Genomic DNA, 25,288 nt, shown 5'->3' on the forward strand with positions numbered 1-25,288 from the left:
CAACGCACTGTCTTTGCCATGCAAATTGCTGAAATATCCATCCGTCGCCCGGTGTTTGCCACCGTGCTATCGCTGCTGGTGCTGCTGATTGGTGCCGTCAGTTTCACGCGCCTGTCAGTGCGCGAGTACCCCAAGATCGACGAACCCGTGGTTACCGTGAGCGTGGCTTACGCGGGTGCCTCTGCCGAGGTGATTGAGTCCCAGGTGACCAAGCCGCTGGAGGACTCGATTGCCGGCATTGATGGTGTGGACGTCATCACCTCCATCAGCCGGGCTGAGCGCAGCCAGATATCGGTGCGCTTTCGCCTGGAGAAAGACGCCGACAACGCCGCCGCCGAGGTTCGCGACCGTACCGCGCGCGTGCGCAACCGCTTGCCCGATGCCGTCGATGAGCCTGTGATCGCCAAGGTCGAAGCCGACGCCTTCCCGGTGATGTGGCTGGCCTTCAGCAGCGACAGCAAAACGCCGCTGGAGATCAACGATTTGCTCAACCGCATCGTCAAGCCCCGCCTGCAAACCGTCACTGGCGTGGCCGATGTGCCTATTTACGGCGAACGCCGCTACGCCATGCGCGTCTGGCTCGATCCCCAGCGCATGGCCGGCTACCGGCTCACTACGCAGGACGTGGAAGACGCCATTCGCCGCAACAACCTGGAACTGCCCGCCGGGCGCATTGAGTCGCAGCAGCGTGAGTTCAGCGTGACATCGCAGACCAGCCTGCTCACGCCGCTCCAGTTTGCTGACATCGTGGTGCGCACGGTCAATGGCTTTCCGGTGCGCCTGCGCGACGTGGCACGGGTGGAAGAAGGCCCCGCCAGCGACCGCAGCAAGGTGCGCCTGAATGGCCGCGAGGCCATTTCAGTGGGTGTGATCCGCCAGGCTACGGCCAACCCATTGGAGCTGTCTGCCGGTGTGCGTGCCATGCTGCCCACGCTTCAGGCCGATTTGCCCGCCGACGTGGTGGTGGAGGTGGCCAACGACAACTCCATCTTCATCGACCGCTCGGTGAAAAGCGTTTACACCACCATTGCCGAGGCCGTGGTGCTGGTGGCGCTGGTGATTTTTGTGTTCTTGCGCACGTTGCGCGCGTCCATCATTCCCATCATCACCATCCCCGTCAGTCTGGTGGGTACGTTTGCGTTGATGCAGCTTGCCGGTTTTTCCATCAACACCCTGACTTTGCTGGCGCTGGTACTGGCCATTGGTTTGGTAGTGGACGATGCCATCGTCATGCTGGAGAACATTTACCGCCACATTGAAGAGGGGCTAGACCCGTTTTCAGCAGCCATCAAGGGTGCGCGTGAGATTGGTTTTGCCATCGTGGCCATGACCCTCACGTTGGTGGCGGTGTATGCGCCGCTGGCTTTCACGCCGGGGCGCACCGGGCGCCTGTTTGTCGAGTTTGCGCTGGCGCTGGCGGGAGCCGTGCTGGTGTCGGGATTTGTGGCGCTGACGTTATCACCCATGATGTGTTCGCTGCTGCTTAAGCACAATCCCAACCCGCACTGGTTCGATCGCTCCATGGAGCGCTGGCTGACGGCTTTGTCGGATGCGTATGGCCGGCTGCTGCGCTGGCTGGTGACGGCCCATGCCGCCGGTGGCGGTGTGCGCGGTGCGCTGTTGCAGGCGCGCTGGCTGGTGGTGGGCACCATGGTGCTCAGTGGCGTGGGGCTGGTGATGGTGTACCCGACCATGAAGCAGGAACTATCGCCCCTGGAAGACCGGGGCACTATTTTGGCCAATATCACGGCCCCCGATGGCGCCACCCTGGACTTCACCAACCGCTATGCCCTGGAGCTGGAAAAGATAGGCCGTGACTACCCCGAGTTCGACCGCATTTTTGCCAATATCGGCAACCCCATGGTGTCGCAAGGCAGCGTGGTGTATCGCACCGTAGACTGGGAAAACCGCAGCCGCAGCACGCTGGACATTGCCCGTGAGCTGCAACCTCGGCTGGCCAGTCTGCCGGGGGTGAATGCGTTTCCGATCACGCCACCCTCGTTAGGCCAGGGCTTTCGTTCGCGGCCACTGAACTACGTCATTCAGACCTCCGACAGCTACGAAAATCTCAGTGCCGTGGCCGAGCAGATGCTGGCTGAAATGGCCAAAAACCCTGGCATCACGTCACCCGATGTGGATTTGCGCCTGAACAAGCCCGAGCTGCGTATCGATGTGAACCGCGAGCGCGCTGCCGATCTGGGGGTCAATGTGGATGTCGTCGCCAAAGCGATTGAAACCATGCTGGGCGGACGCACCGTGACCCGCTACAAGCGCGACGCCGAGCAGTACGACGTGATCGTGCAGACCGAGGCCACCGGACGCACTACGCCCGAGGACATTGATGGCATTTACGTCCGGGGGCGCAATGACGCCATGATTCCGCTGTCCAGCCTGGTCACCGTGCGCGAGAGCGTGAGTCCGCGCGAGTTGAATCACTTCGGTCAGCGCCGCTCGGCCACCATCACGGCCAATTTGTCGCCGGATTATTCGCTGGGCGAGGCATTGGTCTTTATGGATGCCACGGCTGCCAAAGTGCTCAAACCGGGTTACACCACCGATCTGAACGGCACCTCGCGCGAGTTCAAAAACTCGCAAGGCGCGCTGGGTATTGTGTTTGTGCTGGCGCTGGTGTTTATTTTTCTGGTGCTGGCGGCGCAGTTCGAGAGCTTCATTGATCCGCTGGTGATCATGCTGTCCGTGCCGCTGTCCATGATTGGTGCGCTATTGGCATTGAAGTGGAGTGGCGGTTCGCTCAATGTGTATTCACAAATTGGTCTGATCACGCTGGTGGGCCTGATCACCAAGCACGGAATTTTGATTGTGGAGTTCACCAACCAGCTGCGTGAGCAGGGGCTGGAGATGGTGGATGCGCTGGTCAAAGCATCGGCCCAGCGGCTGCGGCCCATCTTGATGACCACCGGCGCCATGGTGCTGGGTGCGGTGCCGCTGGCGCTGGCCCAGGGCGCGGGTGCTGAAACCCGCATGCAAATTGGCTGGGTGATTGTGGGTGGCATGAGCCTGGGCACCTTGCTGACCATCTTTGTGGTGCCCACCATGTATGCGCTGCTGGCGCGCAAGTCGGTGCCTGGGGCGCGCATGGAAGCAGAGCAGCCAGACCCGCACCCGGTGCCTCAGGGTTCACCCTTGTCGAAATGAGGCTGCAATTCAACGCTGAAAGGAACTGTGCCTGATGAATCCGAGAACCCTTGTTTTGTTGTTGACCGTAGCACTCATCACCGTGCTGGCCGTATTCAACTGGAATGCGCTGGCAACGCCGTCTGAAGTCTCGCTGGGCTTGCTGTCTTTCGAGGCACCCCTGGGCGTGTTGATGCTGGGCCTGACGGTGTTGTTAGGGATTTTCTTCGTGGCGTATGTGCTGTCATTGCAGGGCTCGGTGCTGCTGGAGACGCGGCGCCACGCCAAAGAAATGCAGGCGCAGCGCGAATTGGCCGACAAGGCCGAGGCTTCGCGCTTTACGGAACTGCGCGCTTTTGTGCAAAGCCAGCAGGTTCAATCCCAAGAGGCCTTTATGGCACGCCTGGACGCCCTGGAGACCCATCTGATGGCGCGTGCCCAAGAGTCAGACAACAGTGCCGCTGCCTACATCGGGCAACTGGAGCAGCAAATCGGCCGCGCTCCCAGGCAGGGTTGAACACCAGAGCCTGCCAGAAACAACTTCGGCCACGGCACAGGAGGAATGTGCGGTGGCCGAACGTACAGGGCGCTTGGGCGCCACTGCCGATTTACTTTTGCGTCAGAACCCAGGTAGCCAGTTTCTTGGCTTCTGCGTCGTTGACTTGGGCGTTGGCCGGCATGGGAACCGGGCCCCACACGCCAGCGCCGCCCTTGATGATTTTGGCAGCCAGCTTGTCCACCGCGTCTTTTTGGCCAGCGTACTTGGCTGCTACGTCTTTGTAAGAGGGGCCGACCAGTTTTTTGTCGATTGCGTGGCAGGCCATGCAGTTTTTGGCAGTGGCCAATGCCTGATCTGCCATGGCAGGGACAGCAGCCGACAGCGTCAGGGCAAGGATAGTCAGGGAGCGTTTCATCATGGTCTTTCCTCTTGGTTGGGGTACATTGCTTTTGATGCCATTGTAGTGATCCGGGTTGACTGCTGCTGGTGATTTGTTTTGTTCGTTGGGGGGCGCCATGTATATGCTGGTTTTGGGAATTGCACTGTCGTTGCTGAAGTATCTGGACATAGCGCCCGTGGCGCAGTGGTCGTGGTGGTGGGTGCTGACGCCTTTTGCCCTCACCATACTGTGGTGGGCCTGGGCTGATTCCACGGGCTACACCAAACGCAAGGCCATGGAAAAAATGGACCAACGCAAAAAAGACCGCCTCGACAAGCAAAAGCAAGCCTTGGGCATGCAACCACGCAAGCCGCGCTGAGCAGGCACGCGGCCATCTTCTGGCTGGCGCTGGGGTGGCAGATCGCTGGGGGATAATTCCTGCGCCCCCCAGTTAACCCCTTTACGAAAAATCACCATGCCTGTTTACCGCTCCAAAACCTCTACCGCCGGTCGCAATATGGCAGGTGCGCGCTCGCTCTGGCGCGCCACTGGCATGAAGGACGATGATTTTCAAAAGCCCATCATTGCCGTCGTCAACTCCTTCACCCAGTTCGTGCCTGGCCACGTTCACCTGAAGGATCTGGGCCAGCTGGTGGCCCGCGAGATTGAGGCCGCTGGCGGCGTGGCCAAAGAATTCAACACCATTGCCGTCGATGACGGCATCGCCATGGGCCATGACGGCATGCTGTATTCGCTGCCCAGCCGCGACATCATTGCCGACTCGGTCGAGTACATGGTGAACGCGCACTGCGCCGATGCCATGGTGTGTATCTCGAACTGCGACAAGATCACCCCCGGCATGCTGATGGCTGCCATGCGCTTGAACATCCCGGTCATTTTTGTCTCGGGCGGGCCGATGGAGGCAGGCAAGGTGCGCTTGGCCAACCCGACCACGCAGACCATCGAATTCAAAAAGCTCGACCTGGTGGATGCCATGGTGATGGCCGTGGACAGCAGCGTCAGCGACGCCGATCTGGCCGAGGTCGAGCGCTCGGCCTGCCCCACCTGCGGCAGCTGCTCGGGCATGTTCACCGCCAACTCCATGAACTGCCTGACCGAGGCGCTGGGCCTGTCGCTGCCCGGCAACGGCACCGTGGTGGCTACGCACGCCGACCGCGAAGCCCTGTTCAAGCAGGCCGGGCGCACCATCGTGGAGCTGTGCCGCCGCCATTACGAGCAGGACGACATGGCCGTGCTGCCGCGCGCCATCGGCCTGAAGGCCTTTGAAAACGCCATCACCCTCGACATCGCCATGGGCGGCTCCACCAACACCATCCTGCACCTGCTGGCCATTGCCCAGGAGGCCGAGATCGACTTCACGATGAAGGACATCGACCGCCTCTCGCGCGTGGTGCCGCAGCTGTGCAAGGTGGCGCCCAACACCAACAAGTACCACATCGAAGACGTCCACCGCGCTGGCGGCATCATGGCCATCCTGGGAGAGCTTGACCGCGCTGGCAAGCTGCATACCGACGTGCCCACGGTGCACGCCAAGACCATGAAGGATGCGCTCGACCAATGGGATATCGCGCGCAACCCGTCTGAAGCGGTCAAAACCTTCTACATGGCAGGCCCGGCTGGCATCCCCACGCAAGTGGCCTTCAGCCAGGCCACGCGCTGGCCCAGCCTGGATTTGGATCGCGCCGAGGGCTGCATCCGCTCGGCCACGCACGCTTTCTCGCAAGAAGGTGGCCTGGCGGTGTTGCACGGCAACATCGCGGTCGATGGCTGCGTGGTCAAGACAGCGGGTGTGGACGAGTCCATCCTGGTGTTCGAAGGCTCGGCCTTTGTGACCGAGTCGCAGGACGAAGCCGTGGCAGAAATCCTGGCCGACAACGTCAAGGCCGGTGACGTTGTCATCGTGCGCTACGAAGGCCCCAAGGGCGGCCCGGGCATGCAGGAAATGCTCTACCCCACGAGCTACATCAAGTCCAAGGGCCTGGGCAAAGCCTGCGCGCTGCTGACCGATGGGCGTTTTTCGGGCGGCACGTCGGGGCTGTCGATAGGCCACTGCTCGCCGGAGGCTGCTGCCGGTGGCGCCATCGGCCTGGTGCAGCAGGGCGACCGCATCCGCATCGACATCCCCAACCGAACGATCGATGTGCTGGTCTCGGACGAGGAGCTGGCCCGCCGCCGTGCCGAGCAGGATGCCAAAGGCTGGAAGCCGGTGAAGCCGCGTCCGCGCAAGGTGTCGGCTGCGCTCAAGGCCTACGCGCTGCTGGCCACCAGCGCCGACAAGGGCGCGGTGCGCGACCTGTCGCTGCTGGGCGACTGATGCCCCCACCGGGCGCGCAGGCGCCTGGTGCATGAACCCGCTGGACACCCTCCCCAGCGGGTTTTCTTTTGGTTGCTTTGTTTTTGATAGCTGCTAGCGCTTGCTGCGTAAGCGCTAGAGGCACTTTTTGCCTAAAATTCAGCCCATCCAGCCAACCCGGTTTTTTGCGCGGGATTGGGTGCCGGGCACAATCGCCGCCATGCTGATTTATCCCCACATTGATCCCGTTGCGTTGCAGATCGGCCCCTTGGCCATCCACTGGTATGGCCTGACGTATCTGGCGGCGTTTGGCCTGTTCATGTTTCTGGGCACGCGGCGCCTGCGCCATCCGCCCTTTGCGGCCATCACCGGGCCGGGTGCTTGGTCGCGCCGCGATGTGGAGGACATCTTGTTCCTGGGCGTGATGGGCGTCATCGTGGGAGGGCGGCTGGGTTACTGCCTGTTTTACAAGCCCGGTTATTACGCGACCCATCCGCTGGAGATTTTTGCCATCTGGCAGGGCGGCATGAGCTTTCATGGCGGCTTGCTCGGCGTCATCGCTGCGATGGTCTGGTTTGCCCGCTCGCGCCAGCGGCCTTGGTTGCAGGTGGCTGACTTTGTCGCGCCCTGCGTGCCCACCGGGCTGGCGGCAGGGCGTGTGGGCAACTTCATCAATGGCGAGCTGTGGGGCCGCTTTGCCAGCCCCGATTTGCCTTGGGGCATGGTGTTTGCGCACAGCGGCTCCATGCAGCCGCGCCACCCGTCGCAGGTGTACCAGTTTTTGCTCGAAGGGCTGTTGCTGTTCGTGCTGCTGTGGCTGTATGCGCGCCGTGAGCGCCGCCAGGGCCAGGTGGCGGCGGCCTTTTTGCTGGGCTATGGCGTGTTCCGCTTCATTGCCGAGTTCTTCCGCGAGCCCGACGGCTTCCTGGGCCTGTTGCCGCTGGGCATGAGCATGGGCCAGTGGCTGTGCCTGCCGATGGTGGCCGGTGGTGTGGGCCTGTGGCTGTGGGCCCAGCGCCAGCCGGTGCAAAAATAACAAGTCAAATTGGCATCAAAGCCTTACAGGCAGGGCGCTAAAAGCCATTGAATTAATAGCGTTTGGTGTTGTCGTACTGCACGCCATGCAAGGATTTTGGGGCTGTTTTCTGACGCCAGGCCGTGGTTTTCCTCTGGTATGGTTAAGTCCATGAAAAACGCCCCCGACTGGATTGCCCGCAGCGTCTCTCGCCTGCGTTCTGCGCCGCCTGACGCGGCCGATAAAACCGTGCCCCCAGCGGCCAGCGCCAAGGCCGCTGCCGCACCGCGCACCACCCATGACCGCTTGCAGGCCACGCTGCGCCGGGGCCAGGAAGCACTGTCGCCGCGCGCACTGCGCCGCGTACTGACCGATCTGCAAGCCGTGATCCAGCCGCGCACCAGCGAGTTGGAGGGCGGACGCCGTGCGCAGGTGGTGGCTGACTGGTACGCCCAGGCCCAACCTGCCGAGCGCCACGACCTGTGGCTGCTGATGTGCGAGCAGTTCGCGCCCGATGCCACGCGTTTCCAATCTGCGCGCCAACGCTACGAGGCCGCCGCAGGCACCGAGGAAGAGGGCCAGGCCGAAATCACGCTGCGCCGCGCTCTGGTGTCGCCGCGCACGCGCCTGTTGCAGCGCTTTGCCGTGTTCCCCGAGGGCATGCGCTTTCTGGTGGACTTGCGCGCCGAGTTGCTGCCCCACCTCAAGAGCGACAAGCGCCTGCTGGCGCTGGACGCCGAGCTGGAGCACCTGTTTTCCACCTGGTTTGACGTGGCTTTTCTGGAGCTGCGGCGCCTGTCCTGGGACTCGCCCGCCTCGCTGATCGAAAAGCTCATCAAATACGAGGCCGTGCACGACATCCGCAGCTGGGCCGACCTGAAAAACCGCCTCGACAGCGACCGCCGCTGCTACGGGTTCTTTCACCCGCGCCTGCCCAACGAGCCACTCATTTTTGTGGAAGTGGCGCTGGTCGACAGCATCTCCAGCAGCATCACGCCGCTGCTGGACGAGGCGGCTGCGCCCACCGACATCAGCCGTGCCTCCACGGCCATTTTCTATTCGATCAGCAACACGCAAACTGGCCTGCGCGGCGTCAGCTTTGGCGATTCGCTCATCAAGCACGTGGTCGAGACGCTGTGCGCCGAGTTTCCGCGCCTGCGCACGTTTGCCACGCTCTCGCCCATTCCGGGCTTTCGCGCCTGGCTGGGCAAAAACGCACCGGCCATGCTGAATCGGTTCAGTGACAAGCAACGCGCCGAGCTGGCCCGCGAAGTGGGCGCCGAGCCGCTCCAGGCCCCCGCACTGCTGGCCGCTGCCGACAAGGCGCTGGCGCTGGAGCCCAAATCGGCGCTGCGCCAGTGGCTGCTGCAATGCGCCGCGCACTACCTGGCGCGCGAGCTGCCAGACGGCAAGCCCATCGACCCGGTGGCGCGCTTCCATTTGGGCAACGGCGCGCGCGTGGAGCGCCTGAACTGGGCGGGCGACCCGTCCTCCAAGGGGCAAAAACAGTCTTACGGGCTGATGGTCAATTACCTCTACGACCTCAAGCGCATCGACAAGCACCGCAGTTTGCTGGCACAAGGCAAGGTGCCCGCCTCCAAAGACATTGAAAGCCTGTGCCCGTGACCCCTCCCGGGGCGCGTTGAAATTCATCCAGAAAAGGGTATTGCATGTCAGGAGAAGTGATTGCTGCGCCGGTGGTCGGCGCAGCCCCGGCGGCGGCCGGTGTGGTGCGCGTCACGTTGCGCCACAGCGGCAGGCTCAACGCCATGTCGCGCGCCATGTGGCGCCAGCTGCGCTCTGTTTTTGAGAGCATTCAGCGCAGCCAGGACGTGCGCTGCGTGCTGATTGAGGGCGATGGCGGCGCGTTTTGCGCGGGCGGCGATATTTCGGAATACCCGGCGTTTCGCTTTGATGCGGCGCAGCTGCGCGATTTTCACGAGGGCGATGTGTGGGGCGGCCTGCAGGCCATGCTCGATTGCGATGTGCCCATCGTGGCGCACATTGCGGGTGCCTGCATGGGCGCGGGCGTGGAGATTGCCAGCTGCTGCGATCTGCGCATTGCGGGCACGTCCGCGCGTTTTGGTGCGCCGATTGCCAAACTGGGCTTTCCGATGGCGCCGCGCGAGGCACAACTGGTGGCTGGTGCGGTCGGTGAACTCACAGCGCGCCAGATGCTGCTGGAGGCGGCCACCTTCAGCGCCAGTGACATGCTGGCGCGTGGCTTTTTGAGCCGGGTGGTGGCAGACGAGCAGCTGGCCGTCGATGCCCTGGGCAGCGCCTGCCGCATCGCCGCGCTGGCGCCCCAAGCCGCACGCATGACCAAACAAACATTTCGGGCATTAAAAGTGCCTCCAGCCCTTGATGGGTGCGCGCTACCAGCTATCGAAACCATAGTAAACGGCAGCGCCGACCCCTACGCCTACGCCGACAGCGCCGAGCACCGCGAAGGCATTACGGCCTTTCTGGCCAAACGTCCCCCTGTTTTTTGAAACCTATGCGCTCACACAATCTGTTTGCCGCCTTGCGCGCGGCCTTTCCCTCTGACTTGGATCTGGTGGCCGTGGAAACCACCGCCCCCGACGGCACGGCGCTGAATTACACCTGGCGCGACCTGGACCACGCCAGCGCCCGCATGGCCAATTTGCTGGCCTCGCTGGCGCTGCCCGAGGGCAGCCGCGTGGCGGTGCAGGTCGAAAAATCCGTCGAGGCCATGGTGCTGTACCTAGCCACACTGCGCGCGGGCTGCGTGTTCTTGCCGCTCAACACCGCCTACCAGAGCAGCGAGATCGAATACTTCATCGGCAACGCCGAGCCTGCTGTGGTGGTGTGTACGCCGGGCAACTTTGGCTGGGTGTCCAAAATCGCCTTCACGGCGGGTACGCAGCAGGTGTTCACGCTGGGCGACGACCGCACCGGCTCCTTGCTGGAGCGCGCTGCTCACCACGCCGACCAGCACCAGCCGGTGGCCCGCACGGCGGACGATTTGGCCGCCATCCTTTACACCAGCGGCACCACCGGGCGCAGCAAAGGGGCCATGCTGACGCACGGCAATCTGCTCTCTAACGCGGTCATGCTCAAGGACTACTGGGGCTGGGTGCCGGGCGATGTGCTCATCCACGCGCTGCCGATTTTTCATGTGCACGGGCTGTTTGTGGCCATCCATGCGGCGCTGCTCAATGGCAGCAAGATGATCTGGCTGGCCAAGTTCGAGCCCAAAGCCGCCATTTCCGCCATGGCCCGCGCCACGGTGTTCATGGGCGTGCCCACGCTGTACGTGCGCATGCTGGCCGAGCCCGGCCTGACCCGCGAGGCGGTGCAGAACATGCGCCTGTTCATCTCCGGGTCGGCGCCACTGCTGATCGAAACCTTTACCGCGTGGCAGCAGCGCACCGGCCACACCATCCTGGAGCGCTACGGCATGAGTGAAACCATCATGCTCACCTCCAACCCCTATGCCGCTGACGCTCGCTACGGTGGCCAAGACGAGCGCCGTGGCGCCACCGTCGGCTTTGCGCTGCCCGGCGTGGGCCTGCGCGTGGTCAACGATGCCAACCAGCCGCTGCCCGTGGGCGAGATCGGCAACATCCAGGTGCAAGGCCCCAATGTGTTCAAAGGCTACTGGCGCATGCCGGAAAAAACCGCTGAAGAATTCACGCCCGATGGCTGGTTCAAGACCGGCGACGTGGGCCTGGTGGACGCGCGCGGTTACGTCAGCATCGTCGGGCGCAGCAAAGACCTGATCATCTCGGGCGGCTACAACGTCTATCCCGCCGAGGTGGAGGCTGCCATCAACGAGCTGCCCGGCGTGGCCGAGAGTGCCGTGGTGGGTGTGCCACACCCCGATTTTGGTGAGGTGGGCGTGGCCGTGCTGGTGGCCCGGCCCGGTGCCCAGCCCGATGCCGAGGCCATCGTGGCCCAGCTCAAAATCCAGCTGGCCAATTTCAAGATTCCCAAGCGCTGCTTTGTGGTGGCAGAACTGCCGCGCAACACCATGGGCAAGGTGCAAAAGAACCTGCTGCGGGCGCAGTACCAGAGCTTGTTTGCCTGAGCCAGGAGGGGAGGGGAGGGGAGGGCGCAAAAATCGCCTCCAGCATGGCATGGCTGGAGGCGATTTTGCTTCTGAATTGATAGCTGCTTGCGCTTGGTGCGCAAGGCGTAGAGCCTGATTTGGCTTGAAGTGAATGCGCTGTCCGCAGCGTTCAGCGCAGCACCAGCACGGGGATGTGCGAGTGCGTCAAGACATGCTGTGTTTCGCTGCCCAGCAGCAGGCGCTTGATGCCCTTGCGCCCGTGCGACGCCATGACGATGAGGTCGCACTTGTGCTTTTTGGCGGCAGCAATCACGGCTTCGGCCACCAGGTCGGATTTCGCCACCACGGCCTTGACGCTCACGCCCTGGGCGTCGCCTGCGGTCTTGACGCCATCGACCAGCGCCTGGGCAGCTTCGTCCCATTGTTTTTCAATGCGCTGGATGTCGCTGGCCTCAACGGGCATGCCGCCTTCAAAATAGCTGCGCGGGTAGCGCGGCACCACTTTCAGTGCCACCACCGAAGCGCCTGACAAAGCAGCCAGCGACAGGCCACTTTGAACGGCTTTATCGGACAGCTCGGAGCCGTCGGTGGCAATCAGGATGCGCTTGTACATGGGGGTCCTCTCTGGGGAAAAGATCAATGGGGTGGGCGGCATTGTCTGAAAAAAATGCACGCGGGTCAGTATGGCATGCAAAAGCGGTAAGCTTGCCGCATGTCAATGAATTCCACGGTCGATCAGGCCACGGGCCGTCCGGCGGATACGGTGCCTGCCCCCGGGGCGCCAGAGCTGCTGGATGACCGCCAGGAGTGGGCGGCTTTTGGTCGGCCCTGTACGCCAAATGGTGCGTCTGCCGGGGGCGAGAGCGCCTGGGAGTCGCATGTGGTCATCGAGGGCATGCACTGCGCAGCCTGCGCACTGACCATTGAAGAGGCGCTGTGTGCAGTTCCCGGCGTGGCGCAGGCTGAGGTCAGTGCTGCTACCCAGCGTGCGCGCGTGGTCTGGCAGCCTGGGCTGGTGCTGCCGTCGCAATGGCTGGCGGCGGTGCGCAAAGCCGGTTATGGCGCTTTGCCCGCCATGGATGCCATGGCCCGCGAACAGCGCAAGCGCGAGCACCGGCGCGCGCTGTGGCGCTGGCTGGTAGCAGGCTTTTGCATGATGCAGGTCATGATGTATGCGTGGCCCGCTTACGTGGCCTTGCCCGGCGACCTCACCCCCGAAATGGAGCGCTTGCTGCGCTGGGCCTCCTGGGTTATCAGCTTGCCGGTAGTGTTGTTTGCCTGCGGGCCGTTTTTCTCCAGCGCCTTGCGCGATATCCGCCAGCGGCGGGTGAGCATGGATTTGCCTGTGGCGCTGGGCATGGTGATCACGTTCGTGGTCAGCACGGCGGGCACATTTGACCCCACCGGAATCTTTGGACGGGAGGTGTTTTTTGACTCCCTCACCATGTTTGTTTTCTTTTTGCTGACGGGCCGATGGCTGGAGTTGCGCCTGCGCGACCGCACGGCGGGTGCGCTGGAATCTGTCATGAACCGACTGCCCGATAGCGTGGAGCGGCGTGCCCCCGACGGCACCTTCGAGCGCGTGGCCGTGCGCCGACTGGTCGCCGGTGACACCGTGCGGGTGCTGCCCGGTGAAGCTTTTCCGGCCGACGGCTGCATCGTCACTGGCCAGACGCTGGCCGATGAAGCACTGTTGACGGGCGAGTCCAAGCCGGTGCTGCGCACACCGGGAAGTCTGGTCACGGCAGGGAGCTACAACCTGCAGTCGTCTGTGGAGGTGCTGGTGCAAGGCACGGGGCCAGCCACCCGTTTTGGTCAGATCGTGGCGCTGATGGAGAGCGCATCGTTGCAAAAACCCCGATTGGCGCAAGTGGCTGATCGCGTAGCACGGCCTTTTTTGATCGCTGTTTTGCTGGCAGCCTTTCTGGCGGCGCTGTGGTGGTGGCCTACCGATCCGGCCCATGCGCTCATGGTGGCAGTGTCGGTATTGATCGTTACCTGCCCCTGCGCTTTGTCGCTGGCGACGCCCGTGGCCATGTTGTCCGCTGCGGGGACGCTGGCACGCCACGGCGTGCTGGTGCGCAACCTCCAGGGCCTGGAGGCGTTGGCCGAAGTGGATACAGTGGTTTTCGACAAAACCGGTACTTTGACCCGTGATGGCATGGTGGTCAGTGCCATCCATGCTGTGGGTGGCGTGCCCGCGCAAGATGCATTGGGTTTGGCGGCAGAGCTGGCGCGCCACTCTCTGCATCCGGTGTCACGCGCTGTGGTCATGGCCGCAGCACGCAACGCCAGCGGCCATGCGCCACGCTGGCAAGTGACGCAAGTGCAGGAGGAAGTGGGCCGTGGGTTGAGCGCCTGGGTGCAGGATTTGCAGGGCGCTTTGCCTGCTGGTCGTGTGCTGCTGGGCTCATCGCGGCATACCGGTGCCGTGCTTGACGAGAGCACCGAAGCGCAACAGGTGTTTCTGGTGCGAGAGGATGGGCATGCCGGACGGGTAGAGCTGGCACGGTTTGATCTGGCGGAAGACCTGCGGGCACAAGCAGCCGGCGCCGTGCGTGCCGTGACCCATGCCGGATTGCAGGTGCAGTTGCTGTCGGGCGACAGATCCAAGTCTGTGGCACGGGTGGCCGGGCAGGCTGGCATTGCCGATTGGCGTGCAGACTGCACACCGCAGGACAAATTGGAAGCGCTGCGGGCCATGCAGGCGCGCGGGCAGCGTGTTGCCATGGTGGGTGACGGGCTGAATGACGGGCCAGTGCTGGCGGGTGCCCACGTGTCGTTCGCTTTTGGCAAGTCGGTAGCGCTGGCACAATCGAAGGCTGATTTTGTAGTGTTGGGCGAAAGCCTGTGGTTGGTGCCGCAAGCGGTGCTGTTGGCGCGTCGCACGTTGCGCGTGGTGCGCCAGAACCTGTGGTGGGCCGCCGGGTACAACGCATTGAGCGTGCCGCTGGCCATTGCAGGCTATATGCCAGCTTGGCTGGCAGGGCTTGGCATGGCCCTGAGTTCGTTGCTGGTGGTGCTCAATGCGGCACGCCTTTCTTTGCCTTTGCCTGCGCTAGAAGGCGAACTGGGCGAGGCAGTCGCTGGTGCGTCTTCCGCTGAACCCGTGGCTGCATAAAAATACAGGAGTCCGCACATGGACATTCTTTATCTGTTGATTCCCTTGTCGGTTGTGCTCGTGCTGATGATTCTGCTGGGCTTGTGGTGGGCCGTGTACCGAGGTCAATTCGAGAACGTAGAGCAAGAAGGTGAGCGCATTCTTCGCGATAATTGACCACTGTCAAAAACACTACCCTTTCTACAGTTAATACTTTCGCTCAAATCAAGAGGTGCCCGATGGATATACCAAAACAAGCAGATGCTGCGCACTACAACGATACCGTTGTACGGCAGTTTTCTATCATGGCCGTGGTGTGGGGGGTGGTTGGCATGCTGGTTGGCGTTTTCATCGCCGCCCAGCTGGCTTGGCCCGAACTCAACTTCGGTATTCCCTGGCTGAGTTACGGCCGTTTGCGACCACTGCATACCAATGCGGTGATTTTTGCGTTTGGTGGTAGCGCACTGTTTGCTACCAGCTACTACGTGGTGCAGCGTACTTGCCAGGTGCGGCTGTTCGCTGGCAAGCTGGCCTCGTTCACGTTCTGGGGCTGGCAACTGGTGATTCTGGCTGCCGCCATCAGCTTGCCTCTGGGTTACACCCAAGGCAAAGAATACGCTGAGCTGGAATGGCCTATTGACATCCTCATCGCTTTGGTATGGGTGGCATATGCGGTTGTGTTTTTCGGCACGGTTGGCATTCGCAAGGTGCGTCACATTTATGTGGCCAACTGGTTCTACGGTGCGTTCATTTTGGCCGTGGCTGTGCTGCACATTGTCAACAGCGCTGCGGTTCCTGCGGGCTTCATGAAGAGCTACTCTGCCTATGCCGGTGTGCAAGATGCCATGGTGCAGTGGTGGTATGGTCACAATGCTGTGGGCTTTTTCCTCACGGCAGGCTTTCTGGGCATGATGTACTACTTCATTCCCAAGCAGGCAGGCCGCCCGGTGTACAGCTACCGTCTGTCGATTGTTCACTTCTGGGCACTGATCTTCACCTACATGTGGGCCGGCCCACACCACCTGCACTACACCGCGCTGCCTGACTGGACGCAATCGGTGGGCATGGTGTTCTCGCTTATTTTGCTGGCTCCCAGCTGGGGCGGCATGATCAACGGCATCATGACCCTGTCGGGTGCTTGGCACAAACTGCGCGATGACCCCATCCTGCGCTTCCTGATCGTTTCGCTGTCTTTCTACGGCATGTCCACTTTTGAAGGCCCGATGATGGCCATCAAGACTGTCAATGCCTTGAGCCATTACACCGATTGGACCGTGGGCCACGTGCATGCTGGTGCTTTGGGTTGGGTAGGTCTGATTACCATGGGCTCCCTTTACTACCTGGTTCCTCGTCTGTTCGGCAAGGAAAAGATGCACTCTGTCAAAGCCATTGAAATTCACTTCTGGCTGGCAACGATCGGCATCGTGCTGTACATCGCCGCTATGTGGATTGCCGGTGTGATGCAGGGCCTGATGTGGCGTGCCATCAATGCAGACGGGACACTGACCTACACCTTTGTGGAAGGTGTAAAGGCCACTTATCCGTTCTACGTGATTCGCTTCACGGGCGGTGTTCTGTACCTGACTGGCATGGTCATGATGGCCTGGAACGTGTGGATGACCAGTATTTCCGGTCGCTCGGTCACTGTGGCCATTCCTGTCGCTAAACCAGCGCACGCCTGAGACCCGAGGAGTCCCATTTCATGTCCCAACATAACAACAATGCTTCGACGGGGTTCTCCCACGAAACGGTGGAAACCAACAACTTCCTGATGATCGTTTTGATCGTTTTGGTAATTGCTGTGGGTGGCCTGGTTGAAATCGTTCCTTTGTTCTTTCAGAAGTCCACCACCGAGCCTGTGAAGGGGGTGGAGCCTTACGCTCCTTTGCAGTTGGCGGGGCGCGATGTCTATTTGCGCGAAGGTTGCTACAACTGCCACTCGCAAATGATTCGCCCCTTCCGGGCAGAAACCCTGCGCTATGGCCACTACTCTGTGGCGGGTGAGTTTGTCTATGACCACCCGTTCCAGTGGGGTAGCAAGCGCACCGGTCCTGACCTGCACCGCGTGGGCGGCAGGTACAGCGATGAATGGCACCGTATTCACTTGAACAATCCCCGTGATGTGGTTCCTGAATCGAACATGCCTGCTTATTCTTGGCTGGAAAAAAATACGCTGGATCCCGCAGTACTTGCACCGCGTATGAAGGCGTTGCGCGCAGTGGGCGTTCCCTATACCGATGAGCAGATCGCTGCTGCGGCAGATGAGGTCAAGGGAAAAACTGAAATGGATGCGCTCGTGGCCTATCTGCAGGTCTTGGGCCGTGCGCTTAAGTAAGAAAGGTGGTTGTCATGGATGTCACCGTCATGCGCGTTGTGGTCACGCTGGTTTCTTTCGCATGTTTTGTCGGTATCTGGGTGTGGGCCTACGCTCGCAACAACAGATCTCGGTTTGACGAGGCGGCCCAGCTCCCATTTCAACAAGATTAAATACCACCAGAACGAGAACACCCTATGAGTGACTTCACTAGCAATTTCTGGTCGGTTTATGTAGCCGGTATCACGATCGCTGGCATCGTGGCATGTTTGCTGCTGCTCTGGATTACGGCACGGAAAAAAGTTGCATCTGATAGCAACAACACTACTGGCCATGTCTGGGACGAAGACCTGACTGAGATGAACAATCCCATGCCACGGTGGTGGATGTGGTTGTTTGTGCTGACCATCATCTTTTCTTTTGCTTATCTGGCCATTTATCCGGGTCTGGGTAAGTTTGCTGGAAAAATGGGATGGAGCCAGTACGGTGCCTACGATGCTGAAATGGCTCAAGCCAAGGCTGAGTTGGAGCCTTTGTACGCGCGGTTTACCTCGATGACTACAGAGCAGGTGGCCCAAGATCCGCAGGCAATGGCCATTGGTGAGCGTTTGTTCATGAACAACTGCGCACAATGCCATGGTTCTGACGCCCGTGGTAGCAAGAGCTTTCCCAATCTGACCGACGGCGATTGGTTGCATGGCGGTACCCCCGAGAAAATTCGTGAAACCCTGGAAAAGGGCCGTATCGGCAACATGCCTCCCATGGCTGCTGCGGTGGGATCGCCTGAGGATGTGCGCAACCTGTCGCATTACGTCCTGAGCCTCTCTGGCAGTCCACACGATTCCCTGCGTGCTTCTTTGGGCAAATCCAAGTTTGTCGCTTGTGCTGCTTGCCATGGTGCCGACGGCAAAGGTATGCAGGCTTTGGGCGCCCCTAACCTGACGGATGACATCTGGCTTCATGGTTGGGGTGAGGCAGCCATCACAGCCATGATCAACAATGGCAAGGTTAATCAGATGCCTGCACAATCTCAGAAACTGACTGAGGCCCAATTGGGTGTGCTGACGGCCTATGTGTGGGGCATGTCAAACAAACCGGGCTCTGCTCGCTAAACTGGAGAAATAAAGATGGCGCTTCGGCGCCATCTTCTTTTGGCTGCCATGTCGGCCACTTTTTGAAAAGCGCTTTCACCATGAACTCCCCCGATGGGAAACCCCGCAAGATTATCCCGATTGCGCCTGTAGCTTCAGAGCCTGCGACAGACAAAGACATTGTTTCTCTGTACGAGGCGCAAAAGAAAGTTTACCCGCGCTCCATCAGTGGAATTTTTGCACGCTGGCGCTGGGGAATGGTATTTCTCACGCAGCTGATTTTTTACGGCTTGCCATGGTTGGAGTGGGGACAGCGCCAGATGGTGCTGTTTGACCTTGGGGCAAGGCGTTTTTATATTTTTGGTTTGGTACTTTACCCGCAGGATTTCATTTACCTGACTGGGTTATTGATTATTTCAGCCTTATCGCTGTTCTTGTTCACCGCCGTAGCAGGACGCCTTTGGTGCGGATTTGCCTGTCCGCAAACGGTCTACACCGAGATTTTCATGTGGATCGAGCACAAGGTCGAGGGTGACCGCAGTGCACGGTTGCGTCTGGACAGTAGCAGCTGGACGGCTGAAAAAATATGGAAAAAATCACTTAAGCAATTTCTTTGGATTTTGTTGTCTATCTGGACAGGGTTCACGTTCGTAGGCTATTTTGTTCCTATCCGCGAACTCGGTACTGAGTTGATGGCATTGCAAGGCGGTTGGCAAATTTTCTGGGTGATTTTTTATGGGTTTGCCACGTATGGGAATGCAGGCTTTATGCGCGAGCAGGTTTGCAAATACATGTGTCCTTATGCGCGCTTTCAAAGCGCCATGTTTGACAAAGACACATTGATCGTTACCTACGACCAAGAGCGTGGCGAGCCCCGTGGTCCGCGTACCAAGGCTGCGGATTACAAAGCCAAGGGATTAGGCGATTGCATTGACTGCACTTTGTGTGTCCAGGTGTGCCCAGTAGGTATTGATATACGCAACGGTTTGCAGTATGAGTGCATTGGTTGCGGTTTGTGCGTGGATGCCTGCGATACTGTCATGGACAAAATGCATTACCCCCGTGGCTTGGTTCGGTTTTCTACCCAGAGTGCCGTATCCAAAGGCTGGGGCAGGGCAGAGATATTGCGTCGTGTGCTGCGTCCTCGGGTATTGGTCTATACCGGAATTCTGGTGGCTTTGTGTGTCGCCATGCTCGCCAGTCTGGTAACGCGTACGCCTCTGAAGGTGGATGTGGAGCGAGACCGGGCGGCCTTGTCGCGCATTGTGGCTGGAGGCAAGTTGGAAAATATTTATCGGTTACAGATCATGAATGCAACCGAAGCACCGCAACGTTATCGTATCAGTGCGCGTGGTCTGGATGGTCTGGAGTTGGCTTCTGAACCGGAGGTTGCCATTGATGCTGCCCAATCACGCTGGGTCGCTGTCAGGTTGCAGATTCCTTACGGGTCTGCGGATGCTGGTTCTCATGCCGTGCAGTTTGATGTGCAAGCGCTCGGCACCAGTGCCCATGTGACTGAAAAATCTATTTTTCTGGTTCCACGTTAAACCTTTCCGCGCGGACGAGTAGTACATATTATTTTTGGTCAGGATACGCTGATGATGTCGCCCCCTATTCCTAATTCTGCGACTCCACCCTGGTGGAAGTTTGGTTATGTATGGTTGATTATTGCGGGGCCTGCGGTGGTGGTGGTGGCAGGTTTTTATACGCTTTGGTTGGCCATTAGTGCCCCAGATCCTGTGATTGACAATGATTACTACCGCAAGGGAGTCGAAATCAATCAAACGCTGGGTAGCTCTGAGCAGGCCCTTACGCCTGCATTGAAGGGGCGAAACCATGCGGCCACGCCACCTAAAGACCAGCCGCAGTAAGGCGGTGGCAGGCCTTGTTGGTCTGGTTGGCGTGGTTGGGGTTATGAATACCCATTACTTGCAAGGCATGAATGTGATCCCAGCCTGAGACAATAGGCGCATGAGTGATCTGAACGACAAACAAAGCCTGTATCCACCCGATTGGCTTGAGGTGGAATCTCTTGATCTGGACGCCCAAGGTGTAGCGCACCGGCCCGATGGCAAGGTGGTCTTCATTGACGGTGCCTTGCCTTTTGAATGGGTGACTGCCAACACCCATCGCAAGAAGAACAATTGGGAGCAGGCCAGCTTGACCGCTGTCCACCGTGAATCGCCCCAGCGCGTTCGTCCGGGATGCCCGCACTTTGGTCTGCATTCTGGTGCTTGTGGCGGCTGCAAAATGCAGCATCTGCACGTGGGTGCCCAAGTGGCTGTGAAGCAGCGCGTTCTGGAAGACAACCTGTGGCATTTGGGCAAGGTCAAGGCAGAAACCTTGCTGCGTCCCATTGAAGGCCCTGCCTGGGGTTATCGTTACCGCGCCCGTTTGTCGGTACGCCATGTCATTAAAAAAGGCACGGTGCTGGTGGGTTTTCATGAGCGCAAAAGCCGCTATGTGGCCGATATGGAGGTCTGTCCTGTGCTGCCACCGCACGTCAGTGCCATGCTGATGCCGTTGCGCGCCCTGATTGCCGCCATGGATGCCCGCGATACTTGCCCGCAAATCGAGCTGGCCTGCGGCGACAGCGTCACGGCGCTGGTGCTGCGTCACCTGGAGCCCTTGTCGAGCGATGATCTGGCCCGTCTGCGTGCGTTTGCCGCTGAGCATGGCGTACAGTGGTGGTTGCAGTCCAAAGGGCCGGATACGGTGAAATTGCTGGATGAGGGTGGGGCGCAGTTGTCATATGCGTTGCCTGAGTTTGGTATCACCATGCCGTTCAAGCCTACCGATTTCACCCAGGTCAATCCCCATATCAATCGGGTGCTGGTGTCGCGCGCATTGCGTCTGCTGGAAGTGCAGAACAACGAGCGCGTTATTGACTGGTTCTGTGGTCTTGGCAACTTTACGCTGCCTTTGGCCACTCAGGCCCGTGAAGTGCTGGGTATCGAAGGTAGCGAGACGCTGGTGGCGCGTTCCCGTGAAAACTATGAATCAAATCAGGCTCAAATGCCCGCAGGACGAGCGCTTGCAGCTACAGATTTTGTAGCGCGCAACTTGTTTGAGATGACCCCTGAGATGTTGGTAGCCGATGGCGTGGCCGACAAATGGCTGGTCGATCCACCGCGCGAAGGTGCTTTTGCCTTGGCCAAGGCACTGGCTGACCTGGAGCAGGCCCGTATTGGTGCCGAAGGCGCAGGCCCGCTGCCTGCTGGTGCGGAAGGCTGGACGCCGCCGCAGCGCATTGTCTATGTCAGCTGTAACCCTGCCACGCTGGCGCGTGATGCTGGCTTGTTGGTGCATCTGGCGGGCTACCGTTGTACGGCTGCAGGCATGGTCAACATGTTTCCGCACACGGCGCACGTTGAGAGCATGGCGGTGTTCGAGCGCGCCTGAAGACTTTCCCCAAGGCGCAGACGCCCTAACAGGCCACTCTGTGGGGCGTGCGCTTAGCTGCGGTTGGTGCTGGCTGTGCCCTGTGTTTCGGTTTCGGCGGCCTCATCGCGGGCTGCTTTGGGTGGTGGCGCTTTGCCCAGCACTGAAGGCGCGCCCTCGATTTTGTTTTCACGCATGTACGAATCCATGTCTTTCCAGCCCGCAAAAACAGCGGCTTTGGGGGACTTGGGGTTGAGCGTGTAGCAGTCTTCCAGGCCGCGCAGCGCATGGCGGCAAGCGCCGCCTATGGCTTGGGCCTCGGCCTCACGCTGGACGGCGCGCGGGTCGGGGCCCAGCCCTGGAATGTCGCAGCCTGCAAGCAAAAGCAGCGCAAAAGTGGCAGCGAGGCGTTGCGGCATGGTGGGGTCTTTCTGGAACATGTTCTTCATTATCGGCAACCCGCCACGCGGGTTGAGCTATTCCCTTGGCAATAGGCACAAAAAAGGCTCCTTGCGGAGCCTTCTTGCTGCGGTTGCGCTGCTTATTCGCGCTCGCCACCCATGATTCCCAACAAAGCCAGCAGGCTCTGGAAAACGTTGAAAATGTCCATGTACAGCGACAGTGTGGCGCTGATGTAGTTGGTTTCACCACCATCCAGGATTTGCTTGAGGTCGTACAGCATGTAGGCGCTGAAGATACCAATGGCGGCCACTGAAATTGCCATCATGCCGGCAGTGGAGCCCACAAACACGTTGATGACCGCACCGACCATGAGCACCAGGGCGCCCACCATCAGCCACTTGCCCATGCCCGAGAGGTCACGCTTGATGACGCTGGCCAGGCTGGCCATGACAAAGAACACACCCGCTGTGCCAGCAAAGGCCGTCATGATCAGTTCCGAGCCGTTCTTGAAGCCCAGCACCATGCCGATCAAGCGCGACAGCATCAGACCCATGAAGAACGTGAAGGCCAGCAGAACGGGAACGCCCGCTGCGGAGTTCTTGGTTTTTTCGATGGCATACATGAAGCCAAAGGCGCCGACCATGAACACAATCAGTCCGACGCCGCCGCGCAGCGATTGGGTGATGCCGGTAGCTACGCCCAGCCAGGCGCCCAGTACCGTGGGCAGCAGGCTCAGTGCGAGGAGCCAGTAAGTATTGCGCAGCACCTTGTGGCGCTGCTCCTGCGAGATACCGTAGCCGTAGTCCGCAGAGGAGTGGATGGCCGTTAAACGGTCGTTCATGATGTTGCTCCTGAGTGACCTGCACAGCGCAGGCTGGAAGATTTTAGGTGGTGCCCCTGTGGGGCTTTACAAGACCAGGTGACCGTTACCTAATTTTGGTAGGGGTTTTGGTGCGTGGCTGCTGTGGGTCGCCATTGGGGCATGGCGCACAAAAAAAGCCTGGCTACGCGGGTGTGACCCGTTGGCTGGCCAAAACGACCCTGACGGACTGGTGGCCAGTCCGGGAGTCGCCCCACGATGAAAACTATTTGGTCAGTATCAGTTTGCCCATGCGCGTGGCTTGCAGGCGGTAAAGGGTGCCGTTGTGGCTGATGGTGACGCTCTTGTGGCCTTGCAGCAAATCCTGGCTGTGTACCGTGGCTGCCGGGAGCGCGCTGGGGTTGGCAGGCGGCATACCAGGCGCATTGTGTGTTGCGGCGTGTGCAGCAGCGCTGCATGAAAGGGGGGCAGGAGTGCAGGCGGACATGGTCATGGCAGGGCTCACGGCTGCGGTTCTGTCACAAACCCGATCTTGCGTACGCCCGCACGCTGCGCTGCCGCCATGGCCTGGGCTACACGCTCGTAGCGCACGGCTTTGTCCCCGCGGATGTGCAGATCGGGTTGCGGGTCTTTGGCCGCCTCTGTCTGGAGGTTGGCCTCAAGCGCACTGTCGTCGATGGGCATGCCGTTCCAGAAATACTGGCCATCGGCCGCTACGCTCAGGCGCACCGTTTCGGGCTGGATGCGTTCGGGCTGGTTCACGGCGCTGGGCAAATCCACGTTCACCGAGTGCTTCATCACCGGTACGGTGATGATGAAAATAATGAGCAGCACCAACATGACGTCCACCAGCGGTGTCATGTTGATCTCGTTCATCACCTCGTCGGCATCGTCCTGGGTACCGAAGGCCATGCTCAGGCACCTTTCTTCAGGGGGTGTACGTTGGCAGCGGCGGTGCTGCTGGAGACGCGTGCGCCGGTCACAAAGTAAGCGTGCAAGTCGTGCGCAAAGCTGTTGAGGCGAATCAGAATCGATTTGTTGCCCCGCACCAGCGCGTTGTAGCCCAGTACGGCGGGAATAGCCACGGCAAGGCCCAGTGCCGTCATGATGAGTGCCTCTCCGATGGGGCCGGCCACCTTGTCAATGGTCGATTGGCCGGAAGTGCCGATGGCAATCAAGGCGTGGTAAATGCCCCACACGGTGCCAAACAGGCCGATGAACGGTGCCGTTGAGCCCACCGAAGCCAGCACCGCCAGACCCGATTGCAGGCGTGCGGTGAATTCGTCGATGCAGTTGCGCAGGCAGCCCGTGACCCAGTCGCTCACGTCCAGGCTGTCGTGCAGCTGGCCTTTGGTGTTGCGGTGGTGGGCGGTGGCTTCGCGCCCTTCGATGGCCAGTTGGCGAAAGGGGTTGAGCGGATCAGCACCGAGTTTTTCCAGGCCCGCAGCAAAGTCCTCGCTGTGCCAGAAGCCCTGTGCGGCGCGGGCGTGTTTTTTGAATTTCACGATGTCCAGCGCCTTGGCGATGATGACGATCCACGAGATCAGCGACATTCCCAGCAGCAAGATGGCCACAAAACGGGTAACAAAGTCGCCCTGCGTCCAGACGTTGGCGATGCCAAATTGCGATTCCATGAGAACTCCTGAAAATTATTCGAGAACAAAATTGATGGGCTGCGCGTACCACATGGCTTCGGGTACACCACCGCGCTTGCCGGGAACGAACCGCCAGCGCATGACGGCCTCCTGGGCCTGGCGGTCCAGGCGCTCGTAGCCGCTGGATTGGCTGACTTCGACTTTTTGCGGCAGTCCGTCGGCGCCGATCAGTACGCGCAGCATGACCCGGCCTTGCTCACCCAGGCGCTTGCTGATGGCGGGATAGCCGGGAGAGGGGTTGTTGAGGTGCGTAGCGTTGCTGGATGGCAGTTCAATGCGCGGTGGTGCGGGCGGCGCGGGTGTGGCCGGTGCAGCGGTCGGTGCCGCAGCGGGAGCTGATACCGGGGCAGGATCGGGTGCAGGTGCTGCGGCTGCTACTTGCGGTGCATCGGGGGCGGCATTGGCTACTGCCAGCGGTGCAGGCGTCGGGCGTGGCGCGGGTGCCTTGGTTGCGGCGGGGCGCGGTGTAGGGGGCGACTTGGGGGTGGGTGGGGCAGGCGGTGCCGGTGGCGGCGGAGCTACTTCGGGGGTGGGCGGCGCAATGAATTCTGCAATCACTTCGGCGGGAACGATGGTGGGCGCCGCTGTAGGTACCAGGCCCGTTTGCAATGCCCACAATGCAGCCCCGTGCAGCAGCGCCACGCCGCCAGAGATCAGCGCGTAGCGGCCCCAGGCGCTGGGTGCAGTGAAACGGTCAGTAGAAGGCATAAAAAATGATAGCTGCCAGCGCTTGCCAGCATTGGGTTACAAGCCGATTTGATTGAAATCAGAAGCGAAAAATCCACCACGCGGCCAACGCCACCAGAAACATGCTGCCCACCAGCGCAGAGAGCAGCATAGGCAATTCACACAGCGCAGGCGCCTGAGGCAGACTCTGCTGTCTCTTGGCGCAAGGCAGCGACGGGGCGGGTTGCGTGGCATTGGGCAACCACGTCGCGGGCGCAGCCTTCGCAGCGGCCACACTGCATGGCCACGCCCAGCTCAAACTGGATTTCATCGAAACCCATACCGGCATGGGCATGGCGGGCGATTTCACGGTCGGAAATCCGGCGGCAGACGCAGACGATCATGGGAATTGGGCCGCACAGGGCGGGTAATGGAAGAAGTGTATGGATTATAAATGAGAATCCGTCGCATTAGCAGTCGCGTG

26 protein-coding genes are annotated in these 25,288 nt (G+C 60.5%); 17 read left to right on the top strand and 9 right to left on the bottom strand.

The window, feature by feature from the left end; all coding sequences use genetic code 11:
• Positions 1–18 precede the first annotated feature (18 nt).
• Together EV674_RS09830 and EV674_RS09835 are read left to right on the top strand one after the other, a co-directional pair.
• A complete protein-coding gene (locus tag EV674_RS09830; RefSeq protein WP_119013289.1) occupies positions 19–3,156 on the top strand; it encodes an efflux RND transporter permease subunit in 3,138 nt (1,045 codons plus the stop codon).
• 34 nt (positions 3,157–3,190) lie between these two features.
• A complete protein-coding gene (locus EV674_RS09835; RefSeq protein WP_119013290.1) occupies positions 3,191–3,652 on the top strand; it encodes a LapA family protein in 462 nt (153 codons plus the stop codon).
• Between the two features lie 91 nt (positions 3,653–3,743).
• On the opposite strand, the gene EV674_RS09840 is transcribed toward EV674_RS09835, so the two are convergent.
• Complete coding sequence (locus tag EV674_RS09840; protein WP_119013344.1) at positions 3,744–4,049, bottom strand: c-type cytochrome; 306 nt, start codon at positions 4,047–4,049, stop codon at positions 3,744–3,746.
• A 100-nt stretch (positions 4,050–4,149) separates the two neighbouring features.
• Between EV674_RS09840 and EV674_RS09845 the strand changes: the two genes are divergently transcribed.
• From EV674_RS09845 to EV674_RS09870, 6 genes are all read left to right on the top strand, one after another.
• Positions 4,150–4,392, top strand: coding sequence for a TIGR04438 family Trp-rich protein (locus EV674_RS09845; RefSeq protein ID WP_119013291.1), 243 nt, complete (start codon positions 4,150–4,152; stop codon positions 4,390–4,392).
• 96 nt (positions 4,393–4,488) lie between these two features.
• On the top strand, positions 4,489–6,348 hold the full coding sequence (ilvD, locus tag EV674_RS09850) for a dihydroxy-acid dehydratase (protein WP_119013292.1): 1,860 nt from the start codon (positions 4,489–4,491) through the stop codon (positions 6,346–6,348).
• 199 nt (positions 6,349–6,547) lie between these two features.
• A complete protein-coding gene (gene lgt, locus EV674_RS09855) occupies positions 6,548–7,363 on the top strand; it encodes a prolipoprotein diacylglyceryl transferase (RefSeq protein ID WP_119013293.1) in 816 nt (271 codons plus the stop codon).
• Positions 7,364–7,513: 150 nt separating this feature from the next.
• Positions 7,514–8,968, top strand: coding sequence for a malonyl-CoA decarboxylase (locus EV674_RS09860; protein WP_119013294.1), 1,455 nt, complete (start codon positions 7,514–7,516; stop codon positions 8,966–8,968).
• Positions 8,969–9,012: 44 nt separating this feature from the next.
• Positions 9,013–9,834, top strand: a complete 822-nt coding sequence (locus EV674_RS09865) for an enoyl-CoA hydratase/isomerase family protein (RefSeq protein ID WP_119013295.1) — start codon at positions 9,013–9,015, stop codon at positions 9,832–9,834.
• 5 nt (positions 9,835–9,839) lie between these two features.
• On the top strand, positions 9,840–11,393 hold the full coding sequence (locus EV674_RS09870; RefSeq protein ID WP_119013296.1) for a malonate--CoA ligase: 1,554 nt from the start codon (positions 9,840–9,842) through the stop codon (positions 11,391–11,393).
• Positions 11,394–11,544: 151 nt separating this feature from the next.
• Here EV674_RS09870 and EV674_RS09875 read toward each other — a convergent pair whose 3' ends face one another.
• Positions 11,545–11,988 carry a universal stress protein gene (locus tag EV674_RS09875; protein ID WP_119013297.1) on the bottom strand — a complete coding sequence of 148 codons (444 nt, stop codon included), beginning with the start codon at positions 11,986–11,988 and terminating at the stop codon, positions 11,545–11,547.
• 105 nt (positions 11,989–12,093) lie between these two features.
• Between EV674_RS09875 and EV674_RS09880 the strand changes: the two genes are divergently transcribed.
• The 9 genes from EV674_RS09880 to rlmD all read left to right on the top strand — a co-directional run bounded on the left by EV674_RS09880 (position 12,094) and on the right by rlmD (position 21,282).
• A complete protein-coding gene (locus EV674_RS09880; RefSeq protein WP_119013298.1) occupies positions 12,094–14,496 on the top strand; it encodes a heavy metal translocating P-type ATPase in 2,403 nt (800 codons plus the stop codon).
• Positions 14,497–14,514: 18 nt separating this feature from the next.
• Positions 14,515–14,652, top strand: coding sequence for a cbb3-type cytochrome oxidase assembly protein CcoS (gene ccoS / locus EV674_RS09885; RefSeq protein WP_119013299.1), 138 nt, complete (start codon positions 14,515–14,517; stop codon positions 14,650–14,652).
• Between the two features lie 62 nt (positions 14,653–14,714).
• Positions 14,715–16,157 (top strand): cytochrome-c oxidase, cbb3-type subunit I, encoded by a 1,443-nt coding sequence (ccoN, locus tag EV674_RS09890; protein WP_119013300.1) that lies wholly within the window; start codon positions 14,715–14,717, stop codon positions 16,155–16,157.
• A gap of 20 nt (positions 16,158–16,177) precedes the next feature.
• Positions 16,178–16,810: a cytochrome-c oxidase, cbb3-type subunit II gene (gene ccoO, locus EV674_RS09895; protein WP_119013301.1), complete on the top strand. Its 633-nt coding sequence runs from the start codon at positions 16,178–16,180 to the stop codon at positions 16,808–16,810.
• A 14-nt stretch (positions 16,811–16,824) separates the two neighbouring features.
• Positions 16,825–16,962: a cbb3-type cytochrome oxidase subunit 3 gene (locus EV674_RS09900; protein WP_119013302.1), complete on the top strand. Its 138-nt coding sequence runs from the start codon at positions 16,825–16,827 to the stop codon at positions 16,960–16,962.
• 24 nt (positions 16,963–16,986) lie between these two features.
• Entirely contained in the window at positions 16,987–17,901 is a 915-nt protein-coding gene (ccoP, locus tag EV674_RS09905) for a cytochrome-c oxidase, cbb3-type subunit III (RefSeq protein WP_119013303.1), read from the top strand.
• A gap of 80 nt (positions 17,902–17,981) precedes the next feature.
• Positions 17,982–19,427: a cytochrome c oxidase accessory protein CcoG gene (ccoG, locus tag EV674_RS09910; protein ID WP_119013304.1), complete on the top strand. Its 1,446-nt coding sequence runs from the start codon at positions 17,982–17,984 to the stop codon at positions 19,425–19,427.
• 54 nt (positions 19,428–19,481) lie between these two features.
• On the top strand, positions 19,482–19,751 hold the full coding sequence (locus tag EV674_RS09915; RefSeq protein WP_374761681.1) for a FixH family protein: 270 nt from the start codon (positions 19,482–19,484) through the stop codon (positions 19,749–19,751).
• A 100-nt stretch (positions 19,752–19,851) separates the two neighbouring features.
• Entirely contained in the window at positions 19,852–21,282 is a 1,431-nt protein-coding gene (gene rlmD, locus EV674_RS09920) for a 23S rRNA (uracil(1939)-C(5))-methyltransferase RlmD (protein WP_119013306.1), read from the top strand.
• Between the two features lie 53 nt (positions 21,283–21,335).
• On the opposite strand, the gene EV674_RS09925 is transcribed toward rlmD, so the two are convergent.
• The 7 genes from EV674_RS09925 to EV674_RS09955 form a co-directional block, all read right to left on the bottom strand.
• Positions 21,336–21,701 (bottom strand): hypothetical protein, encoded by a 366-nt coding sequence (locus EV674_RS09925; protein WP_193552688.1) that lies wholly within the window; start codon positions 21,699–21,701, stop codon positions 21,336–21,338.
• 101 nt (positions 21,702–21,802) lie between these two features.
• A complete protein-coding gene (locus EV674_RS09930) occupies positions 21,803–22,504 on the bottom strand; it encodes a Bax inhibitor-1/YccA family protein (protein ID WP_119013308.1) in 702 nt (233 codons plus the stop codon).
• Positions 22,505–22,748: 244 nt separating this feature from the next.
• Positions 22,749–22,898 (bottom strand): hemin uptake protein HemP, encoded by a 150-nt coding sequence (gene hemP, locus EV674_RS17755; protein ID WP_374761679.1) that lies wholly within the window; start codon positions 22,896–22,898, stop codon positions 22,749–22,751.
• 86 nt (positions 22,899–22,984) lie between these two features.
• On the bottom strand, positions 22,985–23,395 hold the full coding sequence (locus tag EV674_RS09940; RefSeq protein WP_119013309.1) for an ExbD/TolR family protein: 411 nt from the start codon (positions 23,393–23,395) through the stop codon (positions 22,985–22,987).
• Between the two features lie 2 nt (positions 23,396–23,397).
• The gene (locus EV674_RS09945; protein WP_119013310.1) at positions 23,398–24,117 is read right to left on the bottom strand and encodes a MotA/TolQ/ExbB proton channel family protein; all 720 of its coding nucleotides are present in this window, start codon (positions 24,115–24,117) and stop codon (positions 23,398–23,400) included.
• A 15-nt stretch (positions 24,118–24,132) separates the two neighbouring features.
• On the bottom strand, positions 24,133–24,846 hold the full coding sequence (locus EV674_RS09950) for an energy transducer TonB (protein WP_119013311.1): 714 nt from the start codon (positions 24,844–24,846) through the stop codon (positions 24,133–24,135).
• A 137-nt stretch (positions 24,847–24,983) separates the two neighbouring features.
• Positions 24,984–25,208 (bottom strand): (2Fe-2S)-binding protein, encoded by a 225-nt coding sequence (locus tag EV674_RS09955; RefSeq protein WP_119013312.1) that lies wholly within the window; start codon positions 25,206–25,208, stop codon positions 24,984–24,986.
• Between the last annotated feature and the right edge of the window lie 80 nt (positions 25,209–25,288).

Source organism: Simplicispira metamorpha, from assembly GCF_004341365.1.
Classification (GTDB): Bacteria; Pseudomonadota; Gammaproteobacteria; order Burkholderiales; family Burkholderiaceae_C; genus Simplicispira; species Simplicispira metamorpha.